This is a genomic window from Providencia hangzhouensis (assembly GCF_029193595.2).
GTDB classification, from domain to species: domain Bacteria; phylum Pseudomonadota; class Gammaproteobacteria; order Enterobacterales; family Enterobacteriaceae; genus Providencia; species Providencia hangzhouensis.
Map to the genome: position 1 here is coordinate 1,649,414 of NZ_CP135052.1, position 15,772 is coordinate 1,665,185.

At 39.1% G+C, this 15,772-nt stretch carries 17 protein-coding genes; 13 read left to right on the top strand and 4 right to left on the bottom strand.

Annotated elements, in window-relative coordinates:
* A complete protein-coding gene (locus PZ638_RS07235; RefSeq protein ID WP_004912819.1) occupies nt 1-732 on the bottom strand; it encodes an IclR family transcriptional regulator in 732 nt (243 codons plus the stop codon).
* A 158-nt stretch (nt 733-890) separates the two neighbouring features.
* Between PZ638_RS07235 and trmN the strand changes: the two genes are divergently transcribed.
* Nucleotides 891-1,625: a tRNA(1)(Val) (adenine(37)-N(6))-methyltransferase TrmN gene (gene trmN, locus PZ638_RS07240; RefSeq protein WP_094961686.1), complete on the top strand. Its 735-nt coding sequence runs from the start codon at nt 891-893 to the stop codon at nt 1,623-1,625.
* 30 nt (nt 1,626-1,655) lie between these two features.
* Here trmN and nadB read toward each other — a convergent pair whose 3' ends face one another.
* Complete coding sequence (gene nadB / locus PZ638_RS07245) at nt 1,656-3,251, bottom strand: L-aspartate oxidase (RefSeq protein WP_165879569.1); 1,596 nt, start codon at nt 3,249-3,251, stop codon at nt 1,656-1,658.
* 394 nt (nt 3,252-3,645) lie between these two features.
* Between nadB and rpoE the strand changes: the two genes are divergently transcribed.
* The 11 genes from rpoE (at nt 3,646) to acpS (ending at nt 13,538) form a co-directional block, all read left to right on the top strand.
* Complete coding sequence (gene rpoE, locus PZ638_RS07250) at nt 3,646-4,224, top strand: RNA polymerase sigma factor RpoE (RefSeq protein WP_004264984.1); 579 nt, start codon at nt 3,646-3,648, stop codon at nt 4,222-4,224.
* A gap of 58 nt (nt 4,225-4,282) precedes the next feature.
* Nucleotides 4,283-4,906, top strand: coding sequence for an anti-sigma-E factor RseA (gene rseA / locus PZ638_RS07255; protein WP_110591977.1), 624 nt, complete (start codon nt 4,283-4,285; stop codon nt 4,904-4,906).
* Nucleotides 4,906-5,856: a sigma-E factor regulatory protein RseB gene (rseB, locus tag PZ638_RS07260; RefSeq protein ID WP_004264982.1), complete on the top strand. Its 951-nt coding sequence runs from the start codon at nt 4,906-4,908 to the stop codon at nt 5,854-5,856. Before rseA ends, rseB begins: the two co-directional genes overlap by 1 nt.
* Nucleotides 5,857-5,859: 3 nt before the next feature.
* Nucleotides 5,860-6,324, top strand: coding sequence for a SoxR-reducing system protein RseC (rseC, locus tag PZ638_RS07265; RefSeq protein WP_004264981.1), 465 nt, complete (start codon nt 5,860-5,862; stop codon nt 6,322-6,324).
* Nucleotides 6,325-6,727: 403 nt separating this feature from the next.
* On the top strand, nt 6,728-8,521 hold the full coding sequence (gene lepA / locus PZ638_RS07270) for a translation elongation factor 4 (RefSeq protein ID WP_036959062.1): 1,794 nt from the start codon (nt 6,728-6,730) through the stop codon (nt 8,519-8,521).
* 17 nt (nt 8,522-8,538) lie between these two features.
* Nucleotides 8,539-9,504 carry a signal peptidase I gene (gene lepB, locus PZ638_RS07275; RefSeq protein WP_004264979.1) on the top strand — a complete coding sequence of 322 codons (966 nt, stop codon included), beginning with the start codon at nt 8,539-8,541 and terminating at the stop codon, nt 9,502-9,504.
* Between the two features lie 302 nt (nt 9,505-9,806).
* A complete protein-coding gene (gene rnc, locus PZ638_RS07280; RefSeq protein ID WP_004264978.1) occupies nt 9,807-10,487 on the top strand; it encodes a ribonuclease III in 681 nt (226 codons plus the stop codon).
* Nucleotides 10,484-11,392, top strand: coding sequence for a GTPase Era (gene era, locus PZ638_RS07285; protein WP_004264976.1), 909 nt, complete (start codon nt 10,484-10,486; stop codon nt 11,390-11,392). The genes rnc and era overlap by 4 nt, the downstream gene beginning before the upstream one ends.
* An 11-nt stretch (nt 11,393-11,403) precedes the next feature.
* Nucleotides 11,404-12,132: a DNA repair protein RecO gene (gene recO / locus PZ638_RS07290; RefSeq protein WP_004264975.1), complete on the top strand. Its 729-nt coding sequence runs from the start codon at nt 11,404-11,406 to the stop codon at nt 12,130-12,132.
* A 288-nt stretch (nt 12,133-12,420) separates the two neighbouring features.
* Entirely contained in the window at nt 12,421-13,152 is a 732-nt protein-coding gene (gene pdxJ / locus PZ638_RS07295; protein ID WP_004264974.1) for a pyridoxine 5'-phosphate synthase, read from the top strand.
* On the top strand, nt 13,152-13,538 hold the full coding sequence (acpS, locus tag PZ638_RS07300; RefSeq protein WP_140172293.1) for a holo-ACP synthase: 387 nt from the start codon (nt 13,152-13,154) through the stop codon (nt 13,536-13,538). Before pdxJ ends, acpS begins: the two co-directional genes overlap by 1 nt.
* Nucleotides 13,539-13,625: 87 nt before the next feature.
* On the opposite strand, the gene PZ638_RS07305 is transcribed toward acpS, so the two are convergent.
* Nucleotides 13,626-13,886, bottom strand: coding sequence for a YfhL family 4Fe-4S dicluster ferredoxin (locus tag PZ638_RS07305; protein ID WP_036959019.1), 261 nt, complete (start codon nt 13,884-13,886; stop codon nt 13,626-13,628).
* Between the two features lie 541 nt (nt 13,887-14,427).
* Nucleotides 14,428-14,877, bottom strand: coding sequence for a hypothetical protein (locus PZ638_RS07310; protein ID WP_004264971.1), 450 nt, complete (start codon nt 14,875-14,877; stop codon nt 14,428-14,430).
* A 184-nt stretch (nt 14,878-15,061) separates the two neighbouring features.
* Here PZ638_RS07310 and leuE point away from each other — a divergent pair, with 184 nt between their 5' ends.
* Nucleotides 15,062-15,709 carry a leucine efflux protein LeuE gene (gene leuE / locus PZ638_RS07315; protein WP_164455444.1) on the top strand — a complete coding sequence of 216 codons (648 nt, stop codon included), beginning with the start codon at nt 15,062-15,064 and terminating at the stop codon, nt 15,707-15,709.
* Nucleotides 15,710-15,772: the final 63 nt, after the last annotated feature.

The window sequence follows — 15,772 nt, forward strand, 5'->3', positions numbered from 1 at the left end:
TTACTCCAAGTTAATTAATTTAGTGATGTTATGCGCTGTTTGGCAGGTGTGCGTGATAAATTCATCCACGCGATGTGTAGAACGAAATTCAGGTGCCATAACTGAAACGACAGCTAACACATCATTACCTTTGAAAATCGGTGCAGAAACACCCAGTACGCCTTCATCGATTTCACTCACAGACATGCCGTAACCTTGTTTGCGTATCTGTTGTAAATCTTGTTGTAGCTTTATTTTTTGTTGTTCAGTGGTTAACTGCTTTGTATGAGCTTCAAGTACTTGGTTTTGATAGAGTTCATGACGAAAAGCTAACAATGTTTTCGCACTTGCTCCTTTAACTAAAGTATTGCCCCGGCCAATAATAAAAGAGCAGCGCAGCGCTTGTTCACTCTCAATCATGTCGACACAAATGGTCTCTCGTAAATTTGAGGTGATAATCGCCACGGTTTCTTGGGTTTTTTTCGCTAAAGTTTGCAGCTCTTGTTTAGACGCGCTCATCAATAAACTGTGGTGATAGTATTTTTCTTGATTTTTGATACTCTGCGAGCCAACACAGTATGTTCCATATTGTTTTGCGTGAGATACAAATTCCCAATCTATAAGAATTGTTAGTAAACGATAGACGGTTGATAATGGGATCTCTAACGCTGATGAGATAGACTGTGGCGTCACTGGAGATGCGCAAGTTGTGATGTAAGACAAGATGTCTAAGGTTCTATTTATACTGTTCATGGCATCTCCTTTTTTTCGAACTTATCAGTAAATTTTTTTCGTCTCAAATATAATTCTCATATTATGAGAATTATATTGTAGCAAATAGGTTAAATTATGACTTTTATTTGCTTAGTATGAGAATGTTCGAACAAGTATTAGTCAATTAGAGTGTTTGCATGTGTAAGCAAAAAAAGAATTACCGTAAAGGCGGTTTTACGTTTAAACAGTTTTTTGTGGCTCATGACCGATGTGCGATGAAAGTGGGGACGGATGGTGTGCTATTGGGGGCTTGGGCTCCTGTAGGCGGTGTTCAATCTGTATTGGATATAGGTAGCGGTAGTGGATTAATAGCATTGATGCTAGCACAAAGAAATGCAATGTTATGTGTTGATGCCGTCGAGTTAGATAATGACGCGGCAGTGCAAGCACAAGAAAATTTTATTGAATCACCATGGGCGGATCGTTTACATGTCATCAATCAAGACATTGTGAGTTACAGCCAGCTGTCATCGGTTCAATATGATTTGATTGTTAGTAACCCACCTTACTTTGAACCTGCGGTTGCGTGTCGGGATGAAAAACGAGACCAAGCGAGATATACCGCGACATTAACTCATGATGTATTACTCGAAAGTGCAAAATCCTGTCTTACATCTCATGGACTATTTTGTTTAGTGCTGCCCTATGAAGTTGGTGAAAAAATACAGAAGATGGCTGAGAATTCAGGTTGGTTTACCGCTTTTCGCGTCAATGTTAGTGATAAACCTACAACGGTCTACCATCGCATGCTATTGGGCATTCAACTGCAAGAGATACAAACACAAGTGACATCGCTGGCACTCAAAGATGAAAAGGGTGAGTATACCGATGAATTTTGTAAACTAATTCAGCCATTTTATGTGAAATATTAAAGCCGGCTCAAAGGCCGGCCCTAGCTCACGTTATTCAGGTTTTAAAATAGTGGGGCCTGAATTAGGAAGTGGTTCTGGGTAATCCAAGGTGTAATGTAATCCACGGCTTTCTTTGCGTTCTAATGCACAACGAACCATTAATTCAGCGACTTGAACTAGGTTACGTAATTCAAGTAAGTTATTTGAAATGCGGAAATTTGCATAGTAGTCGTGAATTTCTTGCTGCAATAGATGGATGCGACGCAGTGCGCGCTCAAGCCGTTTTGTAGTTCTCACAATTCCCATGTAATCCCACATAAATAAGCGTAATTCATGCCAGTTATGTTGAATAACAACCTGTTCATCTGAGTTATGTACTCGGCTTTCATCCCATTCAGATAAATAGGGGATTTCGTCGATCTGTTTAATCGTTTTATTAATATTTTCTGCCGCCGCCCAACCATATACCAAGCATTCTAATAGAGAATTGGATGCCATACGGTTTGCACCATGTAAGCCAGTGTAGCTCACTTCGCCAATTGCATAGAGATTCGTGATATCAGTCATACCCGTTTCATCGACAATTACACCACCGCATGTGTAATGGGCCGCTGGGACGATAGGGATGGGCTCTTGAGTGAGGTCTAACCCTAAAGTCATCAATTTCGCATAAATAGTCGGGAAATGGTTTTTAACGAAATCGCTAGGCTTATGGCTAATGTCCAAATACATGCAATCAGCACCAAGGCGTTTCATTTCATGGTCAATAGCTCGTGCAACAACATCGCGAGGAGCAAGTTCACCGCGATCGTCGTGATCTGGCATAAATCGGCTACCATCAGGACGCTTGAGGTAAGCCCCCTCACCACGTAATGCTTCAGTTAATAAGAAATTGCGTGCTTGTGGGTGAAATAAACACGTTGGGTGGAATTGATTAAATTCAAGGTTAGCAACACGGCAGCCAGCCCGCCACGCCATTGCGATACCATCACCAGAAGAAATATCTGGATTCGTGGTATATTGATAAACTTTAGCCGCGCCGCCCGTTGCTAGAACAATCGTTTTCGCTCGAATGGTTTCAACTTGCTCTTTTTGGCGGTTCCATACGTAAGCGCCTAAAATTCGTGGCGATTCAGCCTCATTAGAAAGGATAAGGTCGACGGCATTATAGCGTTCTTTAATATGAATGTTTGGGTGGGCAAAAGCGAGGTCAACTAACGTGGTTTCAACTTCTTTTCCTGTGGCATCAGCATGATGGAGGATCCGCCGATGGCTATGGCCACCTTCACGGGTTAAATGATACTGTGTTTCACCGCTTTCGGTAATTTCAGTATCGAATAAAACACCTTGGTCGATAAGCCATTGCACGCAATGTTTCGCATTGGAGGCAATAAACTCAACAGCTTCTTTCTGGCAGATACCTGCACCAGCAATTAGCGTATCTTCTACATGGGATTCGATGCTGTCAGTGTCATCAAAAACGGCGGCAATACCACCTTGTGCGTAATATGATGCCCCTTCGCTGAGGCTGCTTTTACTGAGAATGGTCACTTGATGAAAAGGGGCGAGCCGTAAGGCAGCTGAAAGTCCTGCGACACCACTCCCAATGATTAAAATATCAGTGTAATGCTGTGTGGATTCGTTCATAAGTGTTTGCATGTATATAATAGTATGTATTGAGTTTTTTATGTTAGCCTATCGAGTGTCCTATTGCTATTAGTGGATGGTTGTTAAGGCACAGTATATTGACCTAGCGCTATTTACGTATTCAAATGCTTTTAGTGTGATAGCTATCGCAATCGCGCCTAAAATCTGTATGCTGTCTTATAGGCCTGAAAGAATATTATAGGCAGTTGTTTTAATGAGGATCTTTAAGATCGTCTCAGTAATTTTTTTATCGGTTTTGTAAATTTTTGACTATTTTTTTAGATTAAATTGAACTTCAACGAGTTCTACTACTCAAAGTAGTGCTTGCTTTAGGAAGGGAGAACATGATCAAGTTAACATATTATCGGCCTGAATTCGGGAGATACTTCCTGGAATGAGCGAGCAACTGACCGACCAGATTTTGGTTGAAAAGGTACAAAAAGGCGATCAACAAGCTTTCAACTTATTGGTGATAAAATATCAGCATAAAGTCGCAAGCTTAGTATCCCGCTATGTACCGCAAGCAGATGTGCCTGACGTTGCGCAGGAGTCATTTATAAAAGCTTATCGCGCCATTGGTTCGTTTCGTGGTGACAGCGCATTTTATACTTGGCTTTATCGGATTGCGGTAAATACAGCTAAAAATTATTTAGTTGCCCAAGATAGACGCCCACCTGCGTCGGACTTGGAAGCGAGTGATGCAGAAAACTTTGAAACCGCTGGTGCCTTAAAAGAAATTTCGAACCCAGAGAACTTAATGTTGTCTGATGAATTAAAGAAAGTTGTTTTCCGGACCATCGAATCGCTGCCAGAAGATCTTAGAATGGCAATTACTCTCCGCGAGTTAGATGGTTTGAGCTATGAAGAAATCGCAGAAATAATGGATTGCCCTGTTGGCACCGTACGTTCTCGTATTTTTAGGGCAAGGGAAGCGATTGATAATAAAGTTCAGCCTCTGATTCAACAGTATTAGTCTGTTAAATCAGTCAATTAAATATAATTGTGATGCAATTAACTGAAGGTAATTGGGCATGCAAAGAGAGAAACTTTCCGCAATGATGGATGGCGAAGTACTAGACTTAGAACTGGTCAACGCTATTTCACGTGATTCAACGTTAAAACAACGTTGGGAGAGCTATCATCTTATTCGTGATACTCTGCGTAACGATACTAATGAAGTCATGCACTTCGATATTGCAAGTAAAGTTGCGGCAGCATTAGAGAATGAAGCTGTGCGTATTAATCCTCAGGTAGTTGTCGAATCGCAGCCAGAGCCTGCGACTTGGGGGGCTTTCCCATTCTGGGGTAAAATTCGTCCTTGGGCGAGCCAGCTGACTCAAATTGGTGTTGCAGCTTGTGTGTCTTTGGCGGTTATTGTTGGGGTTCAACAATACAACCAAAGTAATGCCGTTGACTCACCGGTTGATGAGCCAATGTTTAATACTATTCCTGTTGGTAGCGGGGCGCCAGTTAGCTTAAATATCTCAGATAACCAATTATTTGGTAATGAGCAGCAAATTCAACAAGTTGAGCAACAAAATCAACGTATTAATGCGATGCTGCAACAGTATGAAATTGAAAGACGCTCGATGCTTAACCAGCAATATCAAGAGTCTGTAAAACCTGCGTCTTCAGCAGGAGTTAAATTGCAATAATGAACAAATGGTTATCCGTCATCTGCCTGACGGGCAGCCTGATTATTTCTAATCAAGCTTCGGCATCTGAACTAGATGCCGATGTTCTTTTTAAAGAAATGGGAAATGCTGCCCAGAACCTCTCTTACGAAATGTCTTATATGACATTCAGTCCGCAATCAATAACACCTGTACGTTACCGTCATGCCATCATTAATGGTGAACCTGTTTCACAAATGATCCAAATGGATTCATCGCGTCGTGAAATTGTTCAAAAAGGCAATAGCATCAGTTACTTTGAACCTGGTTTTGATGCATTCAGCTTAAATGGTAAATATATAGTTGATAATTTACCATCAGTAGTTTTTGCCAATTATCAACAGATTAAACCTTATTATAATTTTATTGATGCAGGGCGGACCCACATTGGCGATAGGCCAGCATTAGTAATTCGCATAATATCGAAAGACAATTCTCGGTTTAACTATGTAGTATTGATCGATGAAGAAACGAAATTGCCATTACGTATCGACCTTCTCGATAATAATAGCCAAACATTAGAACAATTTCGTGTGATCTCGACGGTGCTAGATAGCCAAACAGTTAAGGATTCATTACTTGCGTTAAGTAAGGTGAATATGCCGCCATTATTGATTTCCCCTAAAAATGGAAATCCTTCCTTTAAGTGGCAAGTTGGCATGTTACCACCTGGTTTTGAAGAAATATCCCGTTCTTCGCGAAAATTAGCTGAAGATGACGTGGTAGAAACCGCAATGTTTAGTGATGGTTTATTTACCTTTTCTGTAAATGTGACAAAATCGACTAAAGGCCCGTTACTCGATCAACCGCTTCAAAATGGGCGTCGAACTATTTACACAATGACGCAAAAGCAAAATGTCATCACTATCATTGGTGAATTACCATTAGCAACAGCACAAGTGGTAGCAGGTAGTATTCAGTTTCGGGAGTAAATTATGGTAAAAGAGTGGGCAACAGTAGTCCGTTGGCAAAACGGTAGGGCTTTATTGCGCTATGGTTCTTCATCCGGCTGTGGTAGTTGCGGTGCTCGTAAAACCTGTGGTTCTTATGCTTTAAGCAAAATTGGGCCAAATACGGAACATGAATTAGAAATCGCAATTGAACAACCACTAGTTGAAGGGCAGAAAATTGAAGTGGGCATCCCTGAGGGGAGCTTAATTCGCTCAGCGCTGTTAGTTTACTTAACACCCATTTTGGGGTTGTTTATTTTTGCAGGCTTAGCGCAGGCGTTTGATTTTGAGCAGTTCTGGATAGCGATTTCAGGTGTAATTGGTGGTATTATTGGTTTTTATGTCGCGCGTAGGCTAGCGTCAAATTTGCGCGATGATGAAGCTTTTCAACCTGTTGTTTTACAGATAGGGTTGCCTCCGAGCGAGCTTTCAGTACAAATTAATTGTTAAATTTCAATATGTTGAGTTAGAAGGTTAATTTGATATTATCAATAGAAAGGGGAACATATGTTTCCCTTTTTTGTGGATTAGAATTAATTAACATACAAATAGTATTATGGCTAATAAAGTCATTAACATATTTTGTCTGTTTTGAGTTAGAAATTACAATAGATTGATTATGGCTATAAGCGTGGTTGATGTGGTTTGTATTAATGATGAATTATGACGACTAACCTATTAACCTGATGCAGGTTTACAGTTGTTTTACATTGAATCTTTGTGTTAGCGGGTTCTTATATGTAAAATGCTGCTAATTAACAATCTTGTGATAATCATAGCATTTTAGTTTTGTCGCGATACTTGCACAAAACTGATTTTGTAAGGCAATTTAAAAGAAGATATTACCTTGAAAATCAATAATATAAGAAACTTTTCCATCATTGCTCATATCGACCATGGTAAGTCGACCTTGTCAGATCGCATTATTCAAATTTGTGGTGGCTTAACCGACCGCGAAATGGCGGCACAAGTTTTAGACTCGATGGACTTAGAGCGTGAGCGTGGGATCACTATTAAAGCACAGAGCGTGACGCTTGATTATAAAGCGTCAGATGGTGAAACTTACCAATTAAACTTCATTGACACCCCGGGTCACGTAGACTTCTCTTATGAAGTATCTCGTTCATTAGCAGCCTGTGAAGGTGCTTTGCTGGTGGTTGATGCAGGGCAAGGCGTTGAAGCTCAAACCTTGGCAAACTGTTATACCGCTATCGAAATGGATTTAGAAGTGGTTCCGGTTTTAAATAAAATTGATTTACCCGCTGCAGATCCTGAGCGTGTTGCTGATGAAATAGAAGATATTGTTGGCCTTGACGCGCATGATGCAGTTCGCTGCTCTGCAAAAACAGGTATTGGTGTTCAAGATGTGATTGAACGCCTTGTTAAAGAGATCCCACCTCCGATTGGGGATGCGGATGCGCCTTTGCAAGCACTTATTATTGACTCGTGGTTTGATAACTATTTAGGCGTTGTTTCATTGATCCGTATTAAAAACGGAACATTGAGAAAAGGCGATAAAATTAAAGTGATGAGCACCGGGCAAGTATATAATGCAGATCGCCTCGGTATTTTCACACCTAAGCAAATCGACCGTGATGTTTTGAGTTGCGGTGAAGTGGGCTGGTTAGTTTGTGCAATTAAAGACATCACTGGTGCCCCAGTTGGGGATACGCTAACAGGGGCTCGTAATCCAGCAGATAAAGCATTACCTGGTTTTAAAAAGGTTAAACCACAGGTTTACGCTGGTTTATTCCCAGTCAGTTCTGATGACTATGAATCATTCCGTGATGCACTAGGTAAGTTAAGTCTAAATGACGCGTCTTTATTTTATGAGCCAGAAACTTCTACTGCGCTAGGTTTCGGTTTCCGTTGTGGTTTCCTTGGCTTACTGCACATGGAAATCATTCAAGAACGTTTAGAACGTGAATATGACCTTGATTTGATTACCACTGCGCCAACTGTAGTGTATGAAGTGCAGCAGACCAATGGTGATATCGTGTATGTCGATAGCCCATCTAAGCTACCGGCATTGAACAATATTGAAGAATTACGCGAACCAATCGCAGAGTGTCATATGCTGATGCCTAAAGAATATTTAGGTAACGTTATTACACTTTGTATTGAGAAACGTGGCGTTCAGACCAATATGGTCTATCATGGTAATCAAGTATCGTTGACTTATGAAATCCCAATGGCAGAAGTGGTATTGGATTTCTTCGACCGCTTAAAATCAACGTCTCGTGGGTATGCATCTTTAGATTATGCATTTAAACGTTTCCAAGCATCAGACATGGTGCGTGTTGATGTTCTTATCAACAATGAGCGTGTAGATGCTTTGGCCTTGATCACTCACCGTGCGAATTCTCAATATCGCGGCCGTGAACTGGTTGAAAAAATGAAAGAGTTGATCCCGCGTCAGCAGTTCGATATTGCGATTCAAGCTGCGATCGGTAACCACATTATTGCTCGTTCTACAGTTAAACAACTGCGTAAAAACGTACTTGCTAAGTGTTATGGCGGTGACGTTAGCCGTAAGAAAAAACTGTTACAGAAGCAAAAGGATGGTAAGAAACGCATGAAGCAAGTTGGTAACGTTGAGCTACCACAAGAAGCGTTCCTTGCTATATTGCATGTTGGTAAAGACTAAGTTTACAAGGAGTCTCAATGGCTAACACCTTTGCCTTGATCCTAACACTGGCAACATTAATCACTGGGATTATATGGTGTTTAGACAAGTTTAAATTTGCACCTGCGCGTAAAGCAAAACTTAAGCAGTTACAGGATGCAACAAATGGCGCAGTGAGTGAGGCGGATGTGGCAAATGCTGTCCGCCGTCCATCATGGCTTGAAACAGGGTCGTCTATTTTCCCTGTGTTAGCGATTGTACTGATTGTGCGTTCATTTATTTATGAGCCATTTCAAATACCTTCAGGGTCAATGATGCCAACGTTGTTAGTTGGCGATTTTATGTTGGTTGAGAAATTTGCTTATGGTTTGAAAGATCCAATCACACAAACGACATTAATCGAAACAGGTAAACCGAAACGTGGTGATATCGCAGTTTTTAAATACCCTAAAGATCCTAATGTTGATTTTGTAAAACGAGTTATTGGAATGCCGGGTGATAAAATTATTTATAACCCAGATGCAAAAGAACTCACAATTTACCCTAATTGTGCAGATAACAAATGTACAGAGACCTTACCTATTGTTTATGGTCCTCTGGCGCCGAGTGAATGGACAATGTTCCTTGATATCGGTTCTGTTGTTGATAACCAAAAGGGCAATTATGAAATTCCATTAGACCAACCTCTACCAAGAAATGCATTGCGTCAATACGAACGTAGTGAAAAATTGGATACGGTTGAGCATCAAATTTTGATTATTCGTCAAGCAATTACGGAAGCAAAATATTTGCAACCAGGTATGCCAAAGAATGAATGGATTGTTCCTGAAAAGCACTATTTTATGATGGGTGACAACAGGGATAATAGCTCTGACAGCCGTATGTGGGGCTTTGTGCCGGAAGAGAATTTAGTTGGTCGCGCGGTATTTATTTGGTTAAGTCTTGATAAGCAAGAAAATGAATGGCCGACAGGTATTCGCTTTAGTCGAATTGGTCCACTATAATTTGGTTAGTGGGTCTAACTAAATGTTACAAATACGGGTTTTCGTTTGAAAACCCGTATTATCCGAAGCATTATTGTTTTACCCAGTGTACAATATAGATTAATTAATATTATTGGCTCCCCAATTATTAACTCTCCCATTTTAACTTATTGTAACTAATGGATTTTTATAATTAGTTTCACTGAGCTGCAAAAAATGCGGGAGGATTCGGAGTCAGTGCAAACGCAACAGTTTTGTAAAATGGTGCATTTTACAGGTCTGTTGCGTGTGCTTTTTTATCAAATAAAAATGGTTGGGCGCACATGAACCCCTCTTTAATAGAAAGATTACAACGTAAGCTTGGTTATCAATTCAAACAGAACGAGTTATTAATCCAAGCATTGACACATAGAAGTGCAAGCAGCAAACATAATGAACGCCTAGAATTTTTAGGTGACTCGATTTTGAGTTTTGTGATTGCAAATGACTTATACCACCGTTTTCCAAAGGTAGACGAGGGGGATATGAGTCGTATGCGAGCAACGCTTGTACGCGGAAATACATTAGCAGAAATCGCACGCGAATTTGAACTCGGTGAATGTTTACGTTTAGGACCGGGGGAATTAAAAAGTGGTGGTTTTCGTCGCGAATCTATCCTTGCTGATACTGTTGAAGCACTGATCGGTGGTATTTTTTTAGATAGTGATATCCAAACGATCGAAAGAATTATTTTAGATTGGTATCAAAGTAGACTGGTTGAGATCAGTCCGGGTGATAAGCAAAAAGACCCGAAAACAAGGTTACAAGAATATCTGCAAGGACGCCATTTACCACTACCTAATTATTTGGTTGTTCAGGTTAAAGGTGAAGCTCACGATCAAGAATTTACGATCCACTGCCAAGTCAGTGGTATTGACCAACCGATTAATGGCGTTGGCTCAAGCCGTCGTAAAGCGGAGCAAGCAGCAGCAGAGCAAGCATTGAAAATTTTGGAGCTTGAATGAGTGAATTACAATCCCACTGTGGTTTTGTTGCCATAGTTGGACGGCCAAATGTCGGTAAATCGACATTATTGAATCAATTACTGGGGCAAAAAGTTTCGATTACTTCGAGAAAGCCACAGACGACTCGCCATCGTATTATGGGGATCCACACAGAAGATAATTACCAAATTATTTATGTTGATACCCCAGGACTTCATATTGAAGAAAAACGTGCAATTAACCGTTTAATGAATCGCGCTGCATCCAGTTCAATTGGTGATGTTGAATTAGTTATTTTTGTTGTTGAAGGAACTAATTGGACCGCTGATGATGAAATGGTACTGACTAAGTTATCTAGCTTGCGTTGCCCTGTTATATTGGCAATTAACAAAATTGATAATGTGACTGATAAAACGATACTGTTGCCACATATCAGTATGATCAGTCAGAAAATGAATTTTTTAGATGTTGTTCCTATCAGTGCAGAAAAAGGTACTGGTGTGGATACAATTGCTAAAATTGTTAAACAACATATACCTGAAGCTATTCATCATTTTCCTGAAGACTATATTACTGACCGTTCTCAACGTTTTATGGCATCTGAGATTATCCGTGAAAAGCTCATGCGTTTCTTGGGTGATGAACTGCCATATTCGGTAACCGTCGAAATTGAACAATTTAAGGTAACAGAAGCGGGTATTTACCATATCAATGGCTTAATTCTTGTTGAGCGTGAAGGCCAAAAGAAAATGGTTATTGGTAACAAAGGGAGCAAACTGAAAACCATTGGTACCGAAGCGCGTATCGATATGGAAAGAATGTTTGATAACAAGGTACACCTTGAGCTTTGGGTTAAGGTTAAATCTGGCTGGGCTGATGACGAAAGAGCATTACGTAGCCTGGGTTATGTTGACGACCTAAAATAGTAGGTGGCAAAGTGAGTGGTTGGCAGCGTGCGTTTGTACTCCATTCAAGGCCTTACAGTGAAACGAGTTTATTGCTCGATTTTTTTACTGAAGGCGAAGGAAAAATACGCTTACTTGCAAAAGGCGCTCGCCGTAATCGTTCACCATTAAGGGGCTGTTTACAGCCCTTCACACCGTTGCTAATCCGTTGGGGGGGCAAAGGTGAAATCAAAACCTTAATTAATGCCGACCCTGTGTCTTTGGCTCTCCCTTTAACGGGAACCGTTCTATATAGTGGTTTATACCTTAATGAATTAACCGCACGTGTATTAGAATTTGGTACACCATATTCCTCACTATTTTTTGATTACCTCTCATGCTTACAGATCCTTGCCGCAAGTGAACACACCCCTGAATTTGCATTGCGTCGGTTTGAATTGGCTCTGCTTTCTTACCTTGGTTATGGTGTTGATTTTTTACATTGTGCTGGCAGCGGAGAGCCCGTTTCTGACACAATGACTTATCGGTATAGAGAAGAAAAAGGGTTTATTGGTAGCTTGGTTGTTGACCAGCTTAGTTTTACGGGTAAACAACTTAAGGCATTGGCGAGTCGAGAATTTCCTGACGCAGATACGCTCAAAGCAGCAAAACGTTTTACCCGACTTGCTTTAAAACCATATTTAGGCGGTAAACCTTTAAAAAGCAGAGAATTATTTCGACAGTTTACTTACTCGCCAGTTACACATAACAAACAGAGCTAAAATTGTTTTTCATTTTATTTTTTATCTAGTTTGTTACACCTCGATTACTACAATATATCCTTTTCTCATGTGTCTTTTTAGCGGAACTGGCTCTTTCAGACAATACATTTATTTCACTGGTACAAAATCTTACGAAGCGCTTCGCAAAAATAAAATACAAATACTGAAACAGGATATACAGATTGGAATTTGCTTCGAATGGTGAGAGATTTATTCCCTCAAAGGAGAAAATTACAGTAGGATAGGAGGTAGATGAGTTTGTTAGTGTTTATTAATGGGGAATAAAAAATGGCAGAGCTTTTGTTAGGCGTAAATATCGACCATATTGCAACGGTTAGAAATGCAAGAGGAACTCAATATCCAGACCCTGTACAAGCTGCATTTGTTGCGGAGCAAGCAGGCGCTGATGGCATTACAGTGCATTTACGCGAAGATCGACGCCATATTACAGATAGAGATATCACTCTGTTGAATGAAACTATTCAAACACGTATGAATCTTGAAATGGCGGTAACCGATGAAATGGTTGAAATTGCGTGCCGCATCAAACCTACTTTCTGCTGTTTAGTGCCAGAAAAGCGTGAAGAGGTAACCACTGAAGGTGGTTTAGATGTTGCGGGCCAAAAACAGAAAGTGGCTGATGCTGTAAAACGTCTGACTGAGGCGGGCATTCTCGTTTCATTATTTATTGATGCGGATCATCAGCAAATTGATGCAGCACAAGAGTGTGGAGCACCATTTATTGAAATTCACACAGGGGCTTATGCTGATGCTAAATCAGAACAAGAGCAAGAGTTAGAATTTCGCCGTATTCGTGATGGTGCCGTATATGCGGCGAGTAAAGGCATTAAAGTTAATGCGGGTCATGGTTTGACATACCATAACGTTCAACGTATTGCACAGTTACCTGAAATTTATGAGCTTAATATTGGCCATGCAATTATTGGTCGTGCTTTGTTTAGTGGGTTAGCTCAAGCGGTTACTGACATGAAAAAAATCTTATTAGAAGCACGTAAATAATGGCCATTGTTGGATTAGGAACGGATATTGTTGAGATTGCTCGAATTGAGTCGGTGCTTGAACGAACCGGTGATAGCCTGGCGAAAAGAATTCTAACTGAGAATGAATTAGCCCAATATCAACAGCAATCAAAGCCAGCTCGTTTTTTAGCAAAACGCTTTGCAGTTAAAGAAGCGGCAGCAAAAGCATTAGGAACAGGGATCCGTAATGGTTTAGCCTTTAACCAATTTGAAGTAACCAATGATAAATTGGGAAAACCATTATTAAGTTTAACTGGGGAGGCATTGGAGCTGGCGAATCGGTTAAAAGTTACGCATTACCATGTTTCTATTACCGATGAACGTCACTATGCATCTGCTACAGTTATCATAGAAAGTATTTCTTGAATCAATGTAATACCGAGCTGCCAGTAAAAATCACTGGCAGCATTTAAGGATAACTAGGTAAATAATTGGATATAAGTGAAGTTAAACCTAAATTTTATCGGCGTGATGAATTGCAACAAACTTATCCCAAAGCTGTTCTTCAGTTTCGATATGTTGAGGATCTGTGATGATTGTATTAGTAATTGGGCAAACGGACTGGCAAGTAGGTTTGTCGTAATGGCCTACACATTCAGTACATAGTGTTGAGTCAATTTCGTAAATTTCGTCACCCATAAATATTGCATCATTTGGGCATTCGGGTTCACACATATCGCAATTGATACAGCGTTTTGTAATTAATAAAGACATATCAGTGATTTACATTGTATTAAGTTAAAAACTAGTAACTTATACCTTGCACCTATTCGTTACTTTCGTTTGGTTCTTATATTTTTATGCCATGTATTTTACCTGCAAAGCCTGAAAAAAGTAACAACAAATCATAGTGTAGATGTTTTACATCATTTAAATGATAAATTTGTATTTTTAGCGTTCAATTTTTTGCTATACCAGAATATTGGTATCCTTTTCTGTTATTGTATTCACATCTGGATCGTTATTTTCTATTTTTAAATAATCAGTAAACTAGAATGTAATAATAAAGTGAATTAAGATAAGAATGTAAATATACCTATGCTAAATAATCGAAACTAGGGTGAAAGATAAGATTATTTATTTAAATAGACCTAATGTTAATAGTGTGGTGAAGTTTTAATGTTGATGATCTTATACCGCTTTTCTTTCTTTATTAAAATATGATTTTAAAGTTGATTATTTAAATAAGGGGCAAATTAATACCCCTTGTGACTAATTTAAGGTGTCATAAAATATACGTAATATAAGGAAGGTATTATATGATGCTATAGCTATGGGTTTTCCAGCTTTTATCTTTTTCAGCTTGACTGAATATATGGATAAGGCCATTGGCGATAAATAGAGTTGCCGATTGAATTGTACTTCCAACAGTAAATTCATCAACATAGAGTAGTTTTATGCCAGCTTTATCGTCAATTTCATATAATTCGACGATTTTCTCGCTTAAATTATATCCATATAAGTATTGTTTATTATCTACTGTATCATAAAATGCTTGAATATTACCAAGGTAGGATCTTAATTTGCCTTTTTGCGCAGGAGCATTTGGTTCAATTTTACCATTATCAGCCATAGCATAGACAACGTAAGTTTTATCTTTTGAGTGGCCTAAAAAATAATTACGTTTTGCGGCATTGAATGTCATTGTTGTTGGATAAAACTCTTCAAATGAACCGTCTTGTACCAATCTTCTAATGATAGCCATATATTTATTCCTTTTACTATTAATAATGAATAATAATTTGATTGCCTAGTTATCATAAATAAATAAGTTAGATTTAAAATAATCTTTATTATTAGTTCATTTCATATATCTAATAAATAGAATAAATATTCACAAAGATTGAAAGTTGTGATAAAAATAATAAAAAAGATAAAGGGTTGAAAATATGTTCGAAAATCTTGGTGTTCTTAACTTTTGGACTTACCTAGCTGGGCTTGTTTTAATCATTATCGTGCCAGGGCCTAATTCATTATATGTATTAAAAACAAGTAGTTCGAGTGGGACTCGGTTTGGTTATCGTGCTGCTCTAGGGGTATTTACTGGGGATGGGATATTAATTTTCCTGTCATTTATTGGTGTAGCTTCGGTAATCAAAGCTTCTCCAACATTATTTATGATAGTGCGTTACTTAGGGGCTGCTTATTTACTATATTTAGGTTGTAAGATTTTATATAGCACATTTATGCATAAGAATTCGAATCAAGACGGCACTGACACTATTTCAATTAAAACAGAAAACCATTTTACTCGTGCCTTAGTGCTGAGCTTAACAAACCCGAAAGCAATTCTATTTTATATTTCTTTCTTTATACAATTTGTTGATTTTAATTACTCTCATGCATGGGTGCCTTATCTTGTACTCGCGACGATCTTAGAATTAGTCAGTTTTTTATACTTAAGCTTATTGATTTTTAGTGGTTACTTGATAGCTCGTTTTTTACGTGAAAAGCAGCTCCTTGCAAAACTTGGAAATTGTACGGTAGGCGCTTTCTTTATGGGTTTTGCAGCTAAATTAGCGATTTTTAGCAATTAAAATTAGGTTGTTATTATAAAGGCAAAAGCATTTTAATTGCGGTCATTCTAACATTTAAGGATA